Origin of the sequence: Tardiphaga sp. 619_E2_N8_4, from assembly GCF_051810905.1 — a bacterium.
Lineage (GTDB): Bacteria > Pseudomonadota > Alphaproteobacteria > Rhizobiales > Xanthobacteraceae > Tardiphaga > Tardiphaga robiniae.
Genome location: NZ_JBPWQJ010000001.1, coordinates 973,450 through 990,280, shown reverse-complemented (window position 1 = coordinate 990,280; position 16,831 = coordinate 973,450). Strand labels below are relative to the sequence as shown.

The 16,831-nt window shown below is 63.9% G+C and carries 10 protein-coding genes; all 10 read right to left on the bottom strand.

Going from position 1 to position 16,831, the window contains the following annotated elements:
* Positions 1 to 37: 37 nt before the first annotated feature.
* Entirely contained in the window at positions 38 to 3,532 is a 3,495-nt protein-coding gene (addA, locus tag AB8A23_RS04630) for a double-strand break repair helicase AddA (RefSeq protein WP_439060297.1), read from the bottom strand.
* Positions 3,529 to 6,720, bottom strand: coding sequence for a double-strand break repair protein AddB (addB, locus tag AB8A23_RS04625; RefSeq protein WP_439060298.1), 3,192 nt, complete (start codon positions 6,718 to 6,720; stop codon positions 3,529 to 3,531). Before addB ends, addA begins: the two co-directional genes overlap by 4 nt.
* 68 nt (positions 6,721 to 6,788) lie before the next feature.
* Positions 6,789 to 7,511, bottom strand: a complete 723-nt coding sequence (locus tag AB8A23_RS04620; RefSeq protein WP_309943835.1) for a nucleotidyltransferase family protein — start codon at positions 7,509 to 7,511, stop codon at positions 6,789 to 6,791.
* Between the two features lie 159 nt (positions 7,512 to 7,670).
* Entirely contained in the window at positions 7,671 to 7,988 is a 318-nt protein-coding gene (locus AB8A23_RS04615) for a PilZ domain-containing protein (RefSeq protein ID WP_068734110.1), read from the bottom strand.
* Positions 7,989 to 8,244: 256 nt separating this feature from the next.
* On the bottom strand, positions 8,245 to 9,768 hold the full coding sequence (tsaE, locus tag AB8A23_RS04610) for a tRNA (adenosine(37)-N6)-threonylcarbamoyltransferase complex ATPase subunit type 1 TsaE (protein WP_309943834.1): 1,524 nt from the start codon (positions 9,766 to 9,768) through the stop codon (positions 8,245 to 8,247).
* Positions 9,769 to 9,779: 11 nt separating this feature from the next.
* Positions 9,780 to 12,302, bottom strand: a complete 2,523-nt coding sequence (locus AB8A23_RS04605; protein ID WP_309941316.1) for a sensor histidine kinase — start codon at positions 12,300 to 12,302, stop codon at positions 9,780 to 9,782.
* A gap of 173 nt (positions 12,303 to 12,475) precedes the next feature.
* On the bottom strand, positions 12,476 to 12,940 hold the full coding sequence (gene dut / locus AB8A23_RS04600; RefSeq protein WP_439060299.1) for a dUTP diphosphatase: 465 nt from the start codon (positions 12,938 to 12,940) through the stop codon (positions 12,476 to 12,478).
* A complete protein-coding gene (gene coaBC / locus AB8A23_RS04595; protein WP_439060300.1) occupies positions 12,937 to 14,397 on the bottom strand; it encodes a bifunctional phosphopantothenoylcysteine decarboxylase/phosphopantothenate--cysteine ligase CoaBC in 1,461 nt (486 codons plus the stop codon). Before coaBC ends, dut begins: the two co-directional genes overlap by 4 nt.
* Positions 14,398 to 14,457: 60 nt before the next feature.
* Positions 14,458 to 16,026, bottom strand: a complete 1,569-nt coding sequence (gene ubiB / locus AB8A23_RS04590; RefSeq protein ID WP_093757889.1) for a 2-polyprenylphenol 6-hydroxylase — start codon at positions 16,024 to 16,026, stop codon at positions 14,458 to 14,460.
* Complete coding sequence (ubiE, locus tag AB8A23_RS04585) at positions 16,023 to 16,784, bottom strand: bifunctional demethylmenaquinone methyltransferase/2-methoxy-6-polyprenyl-1,4-benzoquinol methylase UbiE (RefSeq protein WP_120288096.1); 762 nt, start codon at positions 16,782 to 16,784, stop codon at positions 16,023 to 16,025. The genes ubiB and ubiE overlap by 4 nt, the downstream gene beginning before the upstream one ends.
* Positions 16,785 to 16,831: the final 47 nt, after the last annotated feature.

Below are 16,831 nucleotides of genomic sequence, written 5' to 3'. Positions count from 1 at the left end.
CCAACCTATGAACGCCCCCTTGCCGGGTCAAGGTTGGTCACGCCGAGATGATGGCGGCCAGCTCCGCGTCCAGCGCAGCACCGGAAATCTCCATCATTTCAAGCGTTTCCGTCCAGAGCAGGGCAGCCCGGATCGGCCGGTCTGGGTATAACTTGGCGAGCACGCCGCGATACAGCGCCAGCTGCCGGATATAGGCCTTGGGCGCCTCGATCAGCTTGCGCGGCGGGTTGTGGTTGGTCTTGTAATCGACGATCCGGATCTCCGTTTTGGTCAGGACCAGCCGGTCGATCTGGCCCGACACCAGCACGGGCGACCCGTCCTTCCGCGTCAGTCGTCCGGCCACCGCCACCTCGGCGCGACTGCCGGGGGCAAACAGTTCCGCGAGGCGCGGATCGCCAATCAGCGACAGCACCTGCGTGGCCAGCGCCACGCGGTCGAGATCGGTCCAGTCATTGGCGTTGCGAGCGAGGAAATTCAGCGCGGTCTCGCGACGCTTTTCGGCGGCGATGTCGGGTAGCGATTGCAGCAGCCGGTGCACAAGGTTGCCGCGCTGTAAGGCCAGTTGGCGCAGCCGCTCGGATTCACCGGTACGCTGGCCGCGCCCGTCGTCATCGTCGTCGGCATCCGATGGCCGCAGCAGGCTTTCGCGGCGCGGCTGGTCGCCGACCTTGTCGCGCATCCAGGATGGCAGCACGATGGGCGCACCTGCTGCGACAGACGCTATCGCGCCAGGCGCCGGTGTCACGTCTTCCACGCGCGTATAGCGTTTCACCACGCCGTCCGGCGGCGGCACGCTCTGCATCTGCAGCCCGGAATTCTCCAGACCCTTCTGGATCAGGTCGTACCAGGACAGCGGCCGCACCTCGTTGCGGTTGCCGGGCATGCAGCCGCCAACGATCAGGCGATCGGCCGCGCGCGTCATCGCCACATAAAGCAGCCGGCGATATTCGTCCTCGGTACCGCGGATCATGTCGGTGCGCGCCGCCGCGACTGCTGGCGGATCGTCCGCCTTCTTGCCGGCCCAGACCACGACGCCCGGGCTGTTCGGTGCGGCGTTGCCCTGCGGGAGATGGATCAAATTGAGTCGCTGCGAATCCGCCGGCGACGATGTGGTATCGACCAGGAATACGACCGGTGCTTCCAGGCCTTTGGCGCCATGCACGGTCATCACGCGAACTTCGTCGCGGGTGATCTCCATGTCGCGCTTCACTTCCGTGTCGGCGGCGCGCAGCCAGGCGACGAAGCCCTGCAGCGAGGCCGGCGCCTTGCGCTCATAGCCCAGCGCGAGTTCGAGAAATTCGTCGAGCGCGTCATTGGCCTCATGGCCGAGCCGACGCAGGATGCGCGCGCGGCCGTGATCACCGCCGAGCAGCCACGCATAGAACGCAAAAGGCGTCTCGCTGGCAAAGCGCTTCTCGCAAGCGATGAGCCGCTTGAAAGCGCCGCCGAGCTTGGGATCGCTCACCGCCTTTTCGCCGAGTGCGTCGCGCAGCGATCCCGTGCGCTCATAGGCCAGCTTGAACAGGTCATCGTCATCGAGGCCGAATAGCGGGCTCTTCAATACGGTCGCCAATGCCAGGTCGTCCTGCGGCAGCAGTAGCGCGTCGGCCAGGTTCATCAGGTCGATGATGGCGATATGTTCGGTGAGCTTCAGCCGGTCGGCGCCGGCGACGGGAATGCCGGCATGTTTCAGCGCCTGGATGATGGCGTCGAAGGCCTTGCCGCGGCGGCGCACCAGCACCAGCATGTCGCCATAGCGCAGCGCGCGACGCTTGCCGATGGGCCCGGTCTCCGTCTTCGCCGCGATCAAGTCTTTGATCTCGGTCTGCACGCGGCGGGCGAGTTTCACTTCAGGGCTGGTCTCGGAGCGCTTGTCGAACGGCGCCTGCCAGCCTTCGATGCTGGGCCGGTCGTCGGGCTGCTCCAGCTCCCACAGATCGATCAGGCTGGGTCCGGCATCATCAAGCGTTTCATGAATGGGATAGCCGTTTTCGACAGCGTGGATGCTCCGGAAGATCGCTTCTTCGCGAAACACCTGATCGACCGATTGCAGAATGGCCGAGCCCGACCGGAACGAATGGCTGAACGCGATGGGATCGAACTTCATCCCGGCGTTCTTGAAGCGGCTTTGGAGTGCCTTGCGGCGCAGGTCGAATTCGCGGGGCGCCGCGCCCTGGAACGAGAAGATAGATTGCTTCTCGTCGCCAACGGCAAAGATCGTGCGCTTGAGATCGTCGCGCGCGCCTTCGCCGGAGGTGAATTCCGAGATCAGATGGGTGATGATGTCCCACTGCCGCGGGCTGGTGTCCTGCGCCTCGTCGATCAGCACGTGATCGACACCGCGGTCGAGCTTGAAATGCACCCAGCTCGACGACACCCGATCCAGCATCTCCAGCGTGCGCGCGATCAGGTCGTCGTAGTCCAGGAGGCCGCGCTCGTTCTTCTCGCGGCGATAATTCTCCGCGACCTGACTGGCGATCACCAGCAGCGACTGGGTGCGTTCGCGCATCGCGACGGCGCGGCGGCGCTCCAGCAGCGGGATTACACGATCGCCCTCGCGCTGCAGGGCTGCCAGCAGATCCGGCCGGCTGTCGGCGATCTTCTTGGTCGCTAGCGATTTCCGGAGCGACTGGTCTTTGGTTAGGAACAGTTCGAGATATTTCTCGACCTGTTCGGCGCCCGACAGCGTCAATGCCTCGCGCAGCCGCGCTGCTTGATCGTTGTCGGTCTTGCTACCGGTCTCGAAGATTTCGGCGGCCGGTATCCAGCGCTCGCGCGGCAGATGCGGTCCGTCGATAATCTCCAGTTCGACGCTCTCTTTGGTATCGCCGGGCGTCACGCCCAGCGTGGCTGAGAGTTGCGCCATCGCGGCGTCGGTCGAGCCGGCACGCTCGATCCAGGCCAGGAACTGGTCCCGTGACAGACTCGCCTCGCGCACGACATCGCGGAACGTGACGTCTGCCGCCGAGGTCATGGCGGTCGTCAGCGCGCGGCCCTCGGCACTGTTGGGCGCCGCAGCGGCGTGCAGCAGCACCTGCAGGCTGGCGCGCTCCATCATCTCGTTCTGGTCGCGGTCGTCGAGCACGCTGAACCGCGCCGGCACATTGGCCTCGAACGGAAATTGCTGCAGCAGCCGCGTGCACAGCGCGTGGATCGTCTGGACTTTCAGGCCGCCAGGCGTCTCCAGCGCGCTGGCGAACAATTCGCGCGCGCGCGAGCGCAGTCTGCTGTTCGACGCGGGAACGCCGGCATTTCTGATTTCGGCATCAAGTGCGGTGTCATCCAGTGTGACCCAGTGACCGAGCCGCGCGAACACGCGCTCTGCCATATTGGCCGCCGCGGCTTTGGTGAAGGTGACGCAGAGAATCTTCTCGGGCGGCACGCCATCGAGCAGCAGTCGGATCACGCGGTTGACCAGCACATAGGTCTTCCCGGAACCGGCATTCGCTGAAACGAACACCGACGAAGCGGGATCCGATGCGAGCTGCTGCTTTGCACTCGCTGCGGGCGGGATATTGCGCGGGCCGCTCATGACTCGCCCCCGCCAGCGCCGCCATTGGCCGACCACTCCTTGATCCGCGCCAGATCGTCATAACTGCCATAGCGGTTCGACCACATGGACAGGCTGAGCGACGTATAGGCGGTGGCTTCGTCCTCGAAGCTGCGGATCAGCGCTTCCAGCTTGGCGCGCGCTTCGATCGCAGCGTCATCAGGCAGTTGCGGCTCGTCCTTGCGCTCGACCTTCAGTTCCAGCAGCCGCTCTTCGCCGGGCGGGTTGTTGCCGCTGAGGCGGACATACACCAGTTCGCTGACGGACGATCCCGCGGCAATGCCGGCAAATCCACCCTCGCGCAGGATTGCGGCTTCCAGCGTGAGCTGCGGCGACAGGCCCATGCGCACCTGCTTGCCGGTGGGCGGCTGGCCGGTCTTGTAGTCGAGCAGCGCGAAAGTGCGGTCGCTGCGGTGTTCGATACGGTCGGCCCGCGCCGAGAGATGGAAGACACGGCCGTGATCGAGCGGGATCTTGATCTCTCCGCGCACTTCCGCGTCGATGCTGGCGACATTGATGCGGCGGTCGATTTCCCAAGCGCCAAACCACGACGCGATGCGCAGGAAACGCGGCCACCACAATGCGCGCGCCTCAGGTCGCGCCATCAGGGGCGCAAAATGTCGATCGCCGATTCTGCGCAGCTCGCGCGCGGGATCGTCCGGCAACGCCTTGCTGTATTCCATCGTGAAGTCGCCGAGCGACGCATGGATCGCCGATCCCCTGTCGGCTGCCGAGAGCGGCATGTCGACGGGATCGAGCGGCGCCAGACCCAGAATATATTTGGCGTAGATCGTATAGGGATCGCGCAGCCAGTCCTCGATGGCGGTGACCGACAGCCTGAGCGGCCGCGCAGTACGCGGCGGCCGCGGCTCCGGCTGGGCGATCGGCGTGACGGTGTCGGGTTTATCGAGCTCTTCGGCATAGCGAACATAGTGCTCGCCCGCAGCCAGCGCGGCCTTCCAGCGGGTTTCGCCGGCGACGGCTTCGAGCCGATGCAGGAAGCGCGATGCCACAGCCGGCGCGCCGCCGACTTTTGCGGCATGACTGAGAATGACGTCTTCGGTGCCGAGCAATTGCACGAAGTCATGCGCGGTGAGGCCGATACGGCGTTCCGGCAGATCCAGACCGAGCTGGTGGCGCATCGGGCGGCTTAGCCATGGATCGATGCGCGGCGAGGGCGGCCAGATGCCTTCGACGAGACCGCCGAGAATCACGCGATCCGATTGCGTCAGCCGCGCTTCGAGCTGGCCATAGATGCGCAAACTGGCATTGGCGACTTCCGGCCGCCGCACGATGCGGTCCGCGAAGGCGGTTTGAAACACGTCGGGATAATCGCGCAGCTGCATCATCAGCCCGCTCGGGCGAAGCCGCTCGTCCTCGCCGCTCTCGGTCGCGACGGTCTCCATGATAATGAGATCGTCGAACGCCTTGGTCAGCGCCGTGCCTTCGCGCCCCACAAGCGCGACATCGTTGCCCCTGTCGTCGCGCGACAGCAGTCTGATCGCCTCGCGATGTCGCAGCGCGACCTCGGCGAAATCTATCGGTCGGATCGGGTGGATGCCTTCCAGCGGGGCCAGCGCGGCGCGCAGTCCCGCGATCAATTCTTTCGCGCGGTCGAGGCGGTCGTCGTTGAGTTTTGCGCGCGGCTCCGCGCCATGCAGCATCGATGCCTCGCGGCGGCGCAGCTTGCCGAGCTCGTCGCGGAACCGCGCGAAATCCTGCGCCAGTCCCGCCGTGCCCGGTGTCGGCCGCGTACCGCGTAGCAGCGCCAGCTCAAGCGTCTCGATTGCGTCTTTCCAGGCGTTCGGGGGCGCCCCCAGACGAAACAGCGGATGTTTCAGCAGCGCCAGCAATGTCGCCGGTTCGAGCTGCTCCGCTGCGGCCTCGGCGACGAGGCGCGCGAAGATGCCGGCCGAGGTCTCGGTCAGCGCATCGCCGCCGGAATCGTCGAAGACGAGATTCCAGCGGCCCAGCGCGGCCATCACCCGGCGCGCCAGTGCGCGGTCGGGCGTCACCAGTGCGGCGGATTTCTTGAGTTCGTAGGCTTCGCGCATGGCGATCGCGATGGCCAGTGCTTCCATTTCCGGATTCGCGGCGGCGATCACAGCAAGGTTCTGCATGCCGGCCGCAATTTTCTGTTCGACGGCCGGCTGAGCGAGACGCGTATGCCACTGCGCCGTGGCATTGGATGGCCGCATCGCCTCCGAGGCCAGCAATTCGCGGCCCTGCGGCGACGGCGTGCCGAGCGTCATCACATCACGGCGCGTGATGCCGAAGCGTTCCAGTAGCGCATGGAGCGCGAATTGCGGATGGTTCGATGCCGAGGATTCGGTTCGGCCGAATGCATCCTTGGTGCCGCCGATCAGATTCCATGCGGTGTCGTCGAGGTCGGTATCGAGCCCCGGCAAGACGACAGCACCATCAGGCAGTTGCGCGACTTCGCGCAGGAACTTCGCCGTGGTCGGCATCGAGCCGGTCGAGCCGGCGGCGATGATCGGACCGCCTTTGTGCGCTTTCAGGCGCGAAGCTTCAGCCTCGATCAGCAGATCGCGGCGCACTGCAGGTTCGATCGCAGTGTGAGCTGCGAGAATGCCCGGCCAGACGTCCTTGGCGATGCTGAGAAACTGCAGCGTCAGTTGCCAGTATTGATCGAGCGCATCGGGCACCAACCCGTCCAGCGCGCTCCAGTCGACCTTGCGAGTCGCCATGTCGTCCATCAGCCGCGCAAGATCGTCGGCGAGAGCGAGCGTAGAGGCGGGGCCGCCGACCACGAGCGGCGTCTGTCCGGGATCGCCGGGTGCGAGTTGCTTCGCCCATGCGGCAATCAGTTGCGCCAGCAGAAGCCGGCGCTGCAATCCGTCGAGCGCGGGAGGTGCATCGAGCCTTTCGAGCGCCTCGGGCGAGGCCGCCTGTGCGAAGGCCAGTTCTTCTTCGTCGACATCTCCGAGCGGAACGATACGCGGCAGCAGCACGGCGTCGGTCCCGAGCACGTCGAGGAAGATCTCCTGCGCCATGCGTCCGGCGCGGCGTGTCGGCAGATACAGGGTGACTTCAGCCAGTTTCTCCGGCGCTCTGCGCGCAGAGAATTCTTCCACGAGATCACCGTCGACAAGCGCGGTGATCAGCGTGCGCAGGAATGGCGCCGAGGATGGAATGTTGAAGACGCGCATGAACACCCTGATTCGTGATCAGGGTGCATCATGGCATGGCTGGAAAGGCGACGGGAGTCGCAGGAAGCTCAGGCGACGCTGGCGAGGAACGCGTCTTCCGCGGCGCGGACGGCGTCTGGCGTGCCGACATGCATCCAGACGCCCTCCATGCGCAGGCCGAACAGGCGTTCCTGTTCATTGGCCTTGTCGAATAGTTTGGTCAGCGAAAATTCGCCGGATGGCGCATCCTTGAACAGTGCGGGTGAGAGAATCGCGACGCCGGCATAAACGAACGGCACCACCTGATTCTCCTTGCGGCGACGCAGCGCACCATCGGTGAGCATCGCGTAGTCACCGCATCCGGCGTAGCCGATGCTGTTGGCGGTCGGCGCCATCAGCAGCAGGATGTCCATACGTGCGGGATCGAAGGCCTCCGCAAGACGCGCGAGATTCGGCTGCACGCCGTCAATCCACATCGTGTCGGCATTGAGATGATAGAACGGCTTGGAGCCGAGCAGCGGCAGCGCCTTCACCACGGCACCGCCAGTGCCGAGCACCTGATCGCGCTCATCGGAAATGGTGATCTTCGGTTCGGTGCGCGTCGCGACATGATCGATGATCTGGTCGGGCAGGTAATGCACATTGACGACGGCTTCAGTCACGCCTGCAGCGGCGAGCTTGTCGAGCACGTGATCCAGCAGCGGCTGTCCTGCGACAGGGACCAGCGGCTTCGGCAAGTTGTCGGTGAGCGGTCGCATACGCAGGCCGAGACCGGCGGCGAGAACCATTGCTTTGGTGGGTTTTACGGACATAGCGACATTGGCCTTGGTAGAATGATGGGCCTTGATGGAATCGTTCTTGAATTTTTGAGCTGAAATGATGGTAGCACGGCGGCGTGTCGCATGCATGAACCTATCGAGCCATAATGGGCCGAGATGACGCGGATGCGACAATTACACCCGCCTGCACAGTCACGTTTCTGCCTCCTGCGTCTCGGAACGTTTCGTCTTTTTCTTTTTGTCGTTGGGTTTGAGAAAATTCACACCAATCTGGTCGCCATTGACCCAGCCGAGTTCGCAGCGGCGATAGGCAAGTCCGGTTGATGAGAGCAGAAGGAAGAATTCCTTCAGGTTCAATCCTTCGACAGAACCATCGACGGTGAGCTTGGCGCCGGTCTCGGAAATATCTTCCATGATGCAGGAGCGACGCCAGGTGCCGTCGATGCCCATCATGTGCGCAGGAAAGCCGCGCTCGAAAACGACCCGATCTCCGGCACGCCGCTCCGTCATGACACGTCCCTTGTCCAGTACGCCAAGCCCCGCACGTGCAGGGCTCAAGCGCAGGATAGAGCGTGTGCGACTAATAAGTAGTTAAGGAAGTGTTAGAGTGTGAGTCGATCAGCGGGACCAACGACTCCGTCATTGCGAGCCGGCAAAATTGCTCTTGCAATCCAGAAGGCAACAAGCGAGGGCTGGATTGCTTCGTCGCAAGGGCTCCTCGCGATGACGACGCAGAGGTCGTAATTCGTCTCGGAAGGAAGGGCCTCTAACCGCGGGGCGGTGGTACATGCGCCGCATACCACTGCTGGAACGGCGCCAGCGTCGGATGCGCCAGCGAGCGGTTGAGATAGGTCCAGATCCGTGGCTGGTGCTTGAGATAATGCGGCTTGCCGTCGCGGCGGTTGAGCCGTGCAAATGTACCAAGCAGTCGCGTGTTTCGCTGTGCCGACATGATTGCATAGAGCTCGGCAAAGGCCGCGGCATCGAAAGCGGGATCGGCCGCGCGTCGCGCCTTGATGTAGCGCGTCAGCATGGTCAGCTCCAGATGCTCGGGCACGTCGATACGTGCGTCCTGCAGCAGCGAGACGAGATCATAGGCGGCGGGGCCGAGCACCGTGTCCTGGAAATCGATTACGCCGACCTTATTGATGCTCTCGCGATCACCGAGCCAGATGATATTCGGCGAATGGAAGTCGCGCAGTACCCAGGTCTTTGGCGCCGCAGCGGGTTTCGCCAGCAGCGCGCGCCACATCGTGACAAATTCAGTGCGTGCGTCATCTGCGAGCGGCGCGTCGCGGTCCGGCAGATACCATTCCGGCATCAGGCCGATCTCAACCAGCAATGCATCCGTGTCGAAGACGGGTATGGCGTAATCGACATGCGGCAACAGCGGCAGCGTCTCCGGCAGCATCTTGCCGTGCAGCATTGCGAGCATATCGGTCGCGGCCTGATAGCGCTCGGCGATCGGCGCAGGTGGCTCGCCTTCGGTCACCGGCATCGTGCCGAAATCTTCGGTGATCAGGAAACCCGCAGCGAGATCGGCGTGATGAATCGCCGGCGCGGAGATCCCCTGCGCGCGCAAACCGTTCGCAATGGCGACGAACGGTCTGACGTCTTCGGCCAGATGCACTGCCGCACTATAGGACTTGCCGTCATAGACCGGCGCACCGTCCGGCCGCCTAGGCGCATTCATCAGGATGAAGACGTCATCACCGCGGATTAGCCGCGCATAGGAGCGCGTTGAGGCATCACCGGCCATGCGCTGTCTGATAGCATCGAGATAGCGCGCTTCTTCGAGAAATTCACGCAGTGCTTTCAGGCGCAGAACGATCGACGCGGCCTTGCCATGACCGGTGATCTCCGCGGCACGCGCCACGGAGCCCAGTGCCGGACGGTGGCTGAGTGCAATATCGATACGATCCGGCGGCAGCGTACCATCGGCGCGCTCCGGCCATTCGATCAGCGCCACCACGTCGTCCGGCAACGGCGATAGGCCGATCTCCTCGAGTTCGCTCGCGTCGTTGATACGATAGAGATCGGCATGGATGAGAGGATACGACGGCAGGTCATAGTTCTGCGCCAGCGTGAAGGTCGGGCTCGGCACTTCGAGTTCAGAATCGCTGGCGAGATAGCGGATCATCGCGCGTGCCGCGGCCGTCTTGCCGGCGCCGAGATCGCCCGAGAGGGTGATGACATCGCCGGGGCCGATCAGCAGAGCGAGGTCGGCCATCAACTGCGCAGTGGCGGTCTCATTTGCGAGCGCCAGTGAAAATGTGCAGGGCTCGTTTATGATGGGTTCGCTCATTCGGCGGCGTTGCGATGCGCGGTCTGGTCGATGGGGAAGTCGCAGCTGACGGTGGTGCCCTTGCCGACCGCGGAATCGACGCGAACCTTGCCGCCATGCAGCTCGACGAAGGAGCGCACCAGCGACAGGCCGAGTCCTGCGCCGCGATGACGCGAGCCATTGGCGTGGCTCTCGAACCAGTCGAACACCTTGTCCTTCACCTCGGGCGGAATGCCCGGGCCGCGATCAGTGACGGTGAAGGTGATGGTATGCTCGGATCGTCGCGCGGTCAGCGTGATTGCGGCATCATGCGGCGAGAAGCCGACGGCATTGGCGAGCAGATTATACAGCACCTGCACGACGCGGCTTTCGTCGCCGGTAAAGCTGCCGATGGCAGGATCGACATCGATCTGCAGTGCGATGCGGTCGCGCACCAGGCGATCCTGAATGCCTTCGGCCGCCGCAGAGATGGTCTTGCGGATATCGATCGGGCCGAGATTCAGCGTCATCGCGCCGGCATCGATGGTGGCGAGATCCAGGATGTTATTGATAATCGCCAGCAGCGCGCCGGTCGAGGTGGTGATGTAATCGAGATATTCGGCCTGCTTCGGCATCAACGGGCCGGTCACGGGATCGCTGAGCAGATGCGCGAAGCCGATGATCGTGGTCAGCGGCGAGCGCAGCTCGTAGGAGACGTGATGGACGAAGTCGACCTTCATCTGGTCGGCTGTCTCCAGCGCCTCGTTGCGCTCGCGCAGCGCGCGCTCGACATTCTCGGCGTCTGAAATGTCTTGGAAGGTGAGCATGGTCGCGCCGTCGGGCAGCGGCATGGTCATGCAGGCCAGCACGCTGCCGTCCTTGCGCTCGAGCTTGAGCGGAACAGACTTGCGATTGTCGATCCCGGTAATGGCGCTGCGGATCGCCTGCCATGTCGGGGTGTCGTCGAACAATGGCCGGCACCAGGTCTCGACCATTTCGATATGCGGGCGCTGTTCCAGCGCTTCGTCCGACAGCTTCCACATCTTGGCGAAAGCCGGATTGAACAGTTGCGCGCGGCCGTTGCTGCCGAACACGGCGACGGCTTCGGCCAGATTGTCGAGCGTTTCGCGCTGCACGCGGATCAGGCCATCGAAGCGCCGTGCCAGTTCGAGGCTCTCGGTGACATCGTCGAACAGATAGGTGACGCCGCCTTCGGGATTTGGCGTGGTGACGATCGAGAGCGCGCGGCCATCCGGCAGATACCAGACATCCTTATGGGCTTCGACGGCACGATAGGCTTCGTGCAGCTTGGCCTTCCAGGCGCGGAAGTCGGGCTGCTCCGGCAGTTTGCGTGCAGCACGGAGACGGTCGAGCACACTGGAGTCGTCGGGATTGCCGTCGAGGAAGGTGCGGTCGAGATCCCACAGCCGGCGATAGGAGTCGTTGTAGAAGGCAAGGCGGCGCTGGCCGTCGAATACGGCGACGCCCGACGACAGCTGGTCGAGTGTCCGGCGATGCGCCTCGGCCATCCGCACCAAAGCGGCTGATAGCGCGGCAGCTTCGCTGGCGTCGATGGCCATGCCGGCGCTGCCGCTGGCGACCTTGGCGGCGTGGACGTCGAAGATGCGCCGTTCGCCCGAGATCACGATCGGCACGCGAGCGGCAAATGGCTGGTTGTCGTTCAGCGCACGCGCCAGACTGCTGCGGTCGTCGCTGTCCAGCAGTTCCAGATTGCGACCGACCGCATCGCCCGTATCAGTCGCTTCAGTCGCACGCGCATAGGCCGCATTGACAAAGCTCAATCGGCCATCGGCCTGCTTGGCCCAGATCGGCCATGGCGCGGCATTGGCGAAGCCGCGGAGAATCTCGGCTTCCTCGGCCAGTTCCTTGTGACGCAGCGAGACTTCGGCAAGCTCGCGGCGTAAACCGCTCAATTCGCGAATCCGGACAATGGCCTGACCGCCGATGGCGCGGCCCATCGCCTCGATGGCGCGGCCACTGGAGGTCGTCAGATTGAGCAGGAAACCTTCGCCGGCATCGAGCAGTGCGTCGACGGCGTGATCCATCCGCAGCGCGGGTTCCGGCGACAGCCATGTTCCGAACGCGAGAATGCGCTGCGGCTGATGCTGCTGCGGGTCCTGCGACATCATCAATGCGGTGTCGCCGGAGATATCGGGACGGGTTTCGCCTGCGGCCCAGGCGATCAGAACCTGCGGCTCGGTGAACAGCAGGGCGCGAAAGCGGTCGGATTCGACCTGCAGCGTATGCAGCTCGGCGCGCAGTTTCGCCTCGGTCTTGGCCGAGCGAATACGATTGTGCATCAACAGGATGGCGGAAACGACAGAGAAGCCGAGCACTGCTGTGGCGGTCGTCAGCGCGGCGATTTCCTGGCGATCGAGATCGAGCAGATTGGCGAGCGTCTGGGTAATGAAGGGTTCGTCAGCGGCCGACGCCGAGGAGGTGGCCAGAAGTGCAGACGCACTGATGCCGACAAGCCCGTCGCGCACCATAGAAGTGCACGACAGCAAGGTCCGACGCATCGCCGCGATCACGCCTGACATCATTCGCCCCAAACCGCACGTCTTCCCGACCAGCCCCTCACCGATCGCGAATCGTTCGACAATATCCGCTTCGGGAGTCGCCGGGTAAGAGTCCAGACCGTGAACGCAGAGTCCCCGGTTAAAAAATGCAGGCGCTTTTGATTCAAATGCTGCGCGATGTGACGAAATACGCGCTAGCGGCCGGTGGATCCGAAGCCGCCGCTACCGCGTTCGGTTTCGCTGAGCGCCGCGACCACCACGAGTTCCGCATGCGTAACCGGCGCGATTACCATCTGGGCGATTCGCTCGCCGCGCTTGATCGTGAAATCCGCGGGGCCGTGATTGATCAGCAGCACGCCAATCTCGCCCCGGTAATCGGCGTCGATGGTGCCTGGTGAGTTCAGCACGGTGATGCCGTGCTTGGCGGCAAGGCCGGAGCGTGGGCGCACCTGCGCCTCATAGCTTGGCGGCAGCGCGATGGTCAGCGCGGTCGGCACCAGCGCATATTTGCCGCGGGCGAGAATCATCGGTTGGTCTTCGGGAACCGCGGCGAGCAGATCGAGGCCGGCAGCATGCGCGGTCTGATAGGCCGGTAGCGCCAGGCCAGCGCCATGCGGGAGCTGCTGGACGTCGACCTGAACGGGGATGGCAGCGCTCATGATTGGTCTTTCGTGGATTGCGTCCATTTATTTGATGTCGCCGCGTCGGCGATTCGTGCGACCAAGGTCGTCGCGACCTGTTCCTTGCTCATCGGCGCCCACGAATCAACGGCGATATCCGCGCTGTCCGTGCTGCGCGTCAGCAGATGCACGGTATTGTTGTCGCCGCCCATGATGCCGGTCGCGGGCGATACGTCATTGGCGACGATCCAGTCGCAGCCCTTGCGCGCGATCTTGGCTTTCGCATTGTCGATCAGGTGCTCGGTCTCGGCGGCGAAGCCGATCACGAGGGGTGGACGATGTTCGGGGAGTTTTGAGATCGTCGCGAGGATGTCCGGATTTTCCGTGAGCTGCAGCGGCGCCATCGCAGCACCGGCGGTCTTCTTCAGCTTCTGGGCGCCTTCATTGACGACGCGCCAGTCGGCCACGGCCGCCGCGAAGATCGCGATGTCCACCGGCAGTGCGGCTTGAACCGCGGCGAGCATGTCGCGCGCGGATTCGACATGCGTCATCGACACGCCCGGCACCTCGTCGAGATCGACCGGGCCCGAGACGAGAATGACCTCGGCGCCCGCGTCCCGTGCCGCCGCGGCGATCGCATAGCCCTGCTTGCCGGACGAGCGATTGGCGATGTAACGCACCGGATCGATCGGCTCATGCGTCGGGCCTGCAGTGATCAGCACGCGCTTGCCCGCCAGCGGTTGCGCGCGCGGCGGCCGCAGGAAGGCGTGAGCCGCAATCGCAATCTCGGTCGGCTCGGCCATGCGACCAACACCGGCTTCGTTGCGTTCGGCCATCTCGCCGGCATTCGGCCCGATCATCCTGATGCCGTCGCGCTGCAACTGCGCGACATTGCGGCGCGTCGCGGCGTTATTCCACATCAGCGGATTCATCGCCGGCGCGATCAGGATCGGTTTGTCGGTGGCCAGGAGAATCGCAGAGGCCAGATCATCAGCGTGGCCGTTGGCCATCTTCGCCATCAGGTCCGCCGTCGCAGGCGCCACAACAATGAGATCGCATTCCCGCGCAAGACGGATATGCCCGGCATCGAATTCGCTCTGCGGATCGAACAGGTCGGTATAGGCGCGCTCGTTGGACAGCGCGCTGGCGGCCAGCGGGGTGACGAATTGCTGCGCGGCCCGGGTCAGCACCACGCGGACATGGATGCCGCGTTCCTTCAAGCGGCGGATCAGATCGAGCGCTTTATAGGCTGCGATTCCGCCGCCGATGATCAGCGTGACGCGGAGCTGATCGCCGATCTTTTTCAAGGGCTTGGGTGGGTTTTCCGGGGTTGGCGCGTCTTGCGGAAAGCTTGCGTCAGCCTTGAGGCCGTCTTGCGACGCATCGCGCAGGATGACCCGCACCTCGTCCTCGACCGACCGTCCGTTGCGGGCAGCACGCAGTCGCAATTCGTCGCGAATGGAGTCGTCGAGCTTGCGGATTGTCAGGCTGGCCATAAGGCGTCTCGCGCTATTTTGACAGCAACGCTAGCACAAAGTGCCAGCATTGCAATCATTCTAGCGGATCGACAGCAGCAGCCCGAGGAACGATAGCGCGATCACCCAGACGCCCACGGTGCGCCAGCGGAGCTGCTTGGCCCGCGCCCGCGCGATGGCGGCGATGGTTGCGTCGTCGAGCCTGACGCCGTCGCGGGTCATGGTCTCCAACTGTTCCAGCACCGTCAGCGCCCGTGTTGCCAGGGCCGGCAGACTGCCGGCGACCTTGCCGAGTTCGCCGGCGCCGGCGAGCGCGCCCTGAATCTTGCCCAATGGGCCGAGATTGCGCTCGATCCATTCGCGGACAACGGGATCGGCGACCTTCCAGATGTCGAGCTTAGGATCGAAGCTTCGTGCGACACCTTCGACCACGACCATGGTCTTCTGCAGCAAAATCAATTCCGGCCGCGTACGCATATCAAAGAGACCGGTGACCTCAAGCAGCAGCGTCAGCAGCTTGGCCATCGAGATTTCTTCGGCCGTGCGATTGTGAATCGGCTCGCCGATGGCACGGATCGCCTGCGCAAAGTTTTCGACCGAGTGATGACCGGGCACATAGCCGGCCTCGAAATGGACTTCGGCGACGCGGCGATAGTTGCGGGTGATGAAGCCCAGCAGAATCTCCGCGAGGAAGCGGCGCTCCTTCAGACCGAGCCGGCCCATGATGCCGAAGTCGACAGCGACGAGGCGGCCGTCAGGATCGAGGAACAGATTGCCGGGGTGCATGTCGGCATGGAAGAAGCCGTCGCGCAGCGCGTGGCGCAGGAAGCTCTGGATCACCTTGCGGCCAAGGTCCGGCAGATCGACGTTGGATTCTTCCAGGCCCTTGTGATCGTTCAGCGCGATGCCGTCGATCCATTCCATCGTCAGCACATTGTGCGAGGTACGATCCCAGTCCACTTCCGGCACGCGGAAATCCGAATCGTTGCGGGTGTTCTCCGCCATCTCGGAGAGTGCTGCGGCTTCGAGCCGAAGATCCATCTCCATCGCCACCGAGCGCGACATGGTGGTGATGATCTCGATCAAGCGCAGGCGCCGCGCTTCGGAAAAATGCTCTTCGGCCTTGTGGGCGACGTAAGCGAAATCGCCGAGGTCGCGGCGGAATTGCGCGGCGACATTCGGGCGCAGCACTTTCACGGCGTAGACCTTGCGGACACCATCCTTGTCTATCTCGGCGCGATGCACCTGTGCGATCGAGGCCGCGGCGACCGGCGGACTGAAGCTCGCATAGAGCTGCGCCACAGGGCGTTCCAGCGAAGCGGCGACGACACCTTCGGCTTCGGTCAGGGAGAACGGCGGAAGCCGGTCCTGCAGGCTTTCGAGATCGCGCGCCATGGCGACGCCGACCACGTCGGGTCGTGTCGCGAGAAACTGGCCGAGCTTGAGATAGGCAGGTCCCAGCCGGGTCAGCGCGCGCGACAGCCGCGCGCCCGATTTCGCGCCGGGACGCTCAATGAGCCGCGCCATGCGCAGCGCGAGCTGTCCCGGCGGCGGCACCAGCGAGGGATCGACGACGCCGAACACGCCTTCGCGCGCAAACACGAAGCCGGCGCGGGCCAGCCGCGCCATATGATTGAGTGCAGAGATCACAAACGCCAGCCCGAATGCAGCGCGACGATGCCGCCCGAGAGGAGTTCGTATTTCACGCGGGAGAAGCCGGCCTCGCGGATCATGTCGGCGAAAATTGGCGGCTTCGGAAACTTGCGGATCGATTCGACGAGATACTGATAGGATTCGGAATCGCCGGTGACGGCCTTGCCGAGCGGCGGGATGACCTTGAACGAAAACAGGTCATAGATCTTGTCGAGGCCGGGCACATCCACGGTCGAGAATTCGAGACAGAGAAAACGGCTGCCCGGCTTCAGCACGCGATAGGCCTCAGCGAGCGCGCGGTCGATGCGCGGCACGTTGCGGATGCCGAAGGCGATCGTATAGGCGTCATAGCTCTTGTCGGCGAATGGTAACTCTTCTGCATTGCCCTCGACGAAGGAGACCTGATGTTCGAGATGGTGGGTAATGGCGCGCTCACGGCCGACATCGAGCATGCCGGTGTTGATGTCGCAGACCGTCGCCGAGAAGCCGAGGCCCGACGCCTTGGCAGCGCGGAAGGAAATGTCGCCGGTGCCGCCGGCAACGTCCAGCAGGGCGAAAGGCGCGTCCGAGCGCGGCGGGTTGAGCGCGTTGATCATCACGTCCTTCCAGACGCGATGCATGCCGCCGGACATCAGATCGTTCATCAGGTCGTAGCGCCGGGCCACGCTGTGGAACACATCGTTCACCAGCGTCTGCTTGTCGCCCACCGGGACGTCCCTGAAGCCGAAATGGGTGGTTTCGCCCGGCTGATCCATCGTTTTCATCTCAAAAGCCTCAATGCGGCGGACCATAGCGCGCCTGC

Coding starts and splice junctions, on each gene's coding strand:
- AB8A23_RS04620 (WP_309943835.1), bottom strand. CDS start 7,511: ATGTCCGTAAAACCCACCAAAGCAATGGTTCTCGCCGCCGGTCTCGGC.
- addA (WP_439060297.1), bottom strand. CDS start 3,532: ATGAGCGGCCCGCGCAATATCCCGCCCGCAGCGAGTGCAAAGCAGCAG.
- addB (WP_439060298.1), bottom strand. CDS start 6,720: ATGCGCGTCTTCAACATTCCATCCTCGGCGCCATTCCTGCGCACGCTG.
- ubiE (WP_120288096.1), bottom strand. CDS start 16,784: ATGGATCAGCCGGGCGAAACCACCCATTTCGGCTTCAGGGACGTCCCG.
- dut (WP_439060299.1), bottom strand. CDS start 12,940: ATGAGCGCTGCCATCCCCGTTCAGGTCGACGTCCAGCAGCTCCCGCAT.
- coaBC (WP_439060300.1), bottom strand. CDS start 14,397: ATGGCCAGCCTGACAATCCGCAAGCTCGACGACTCCATTCGCGACGAA.
- AB8A23_RS04605 (WP_309941316.1), bottom strand. CDS start 12,302: ATGTCAGGCGTGATCGCGGCGATGCGTCGGACCTTGCTGTCGTGCACT.
- AB8A23_RS04615 (WP_068734110.1), bottom strand. CDS start 7,988: ATGACGGAGCGGCGTGCCGGAGATCGGGTCGTTTTCGAGCGCGGCTTT.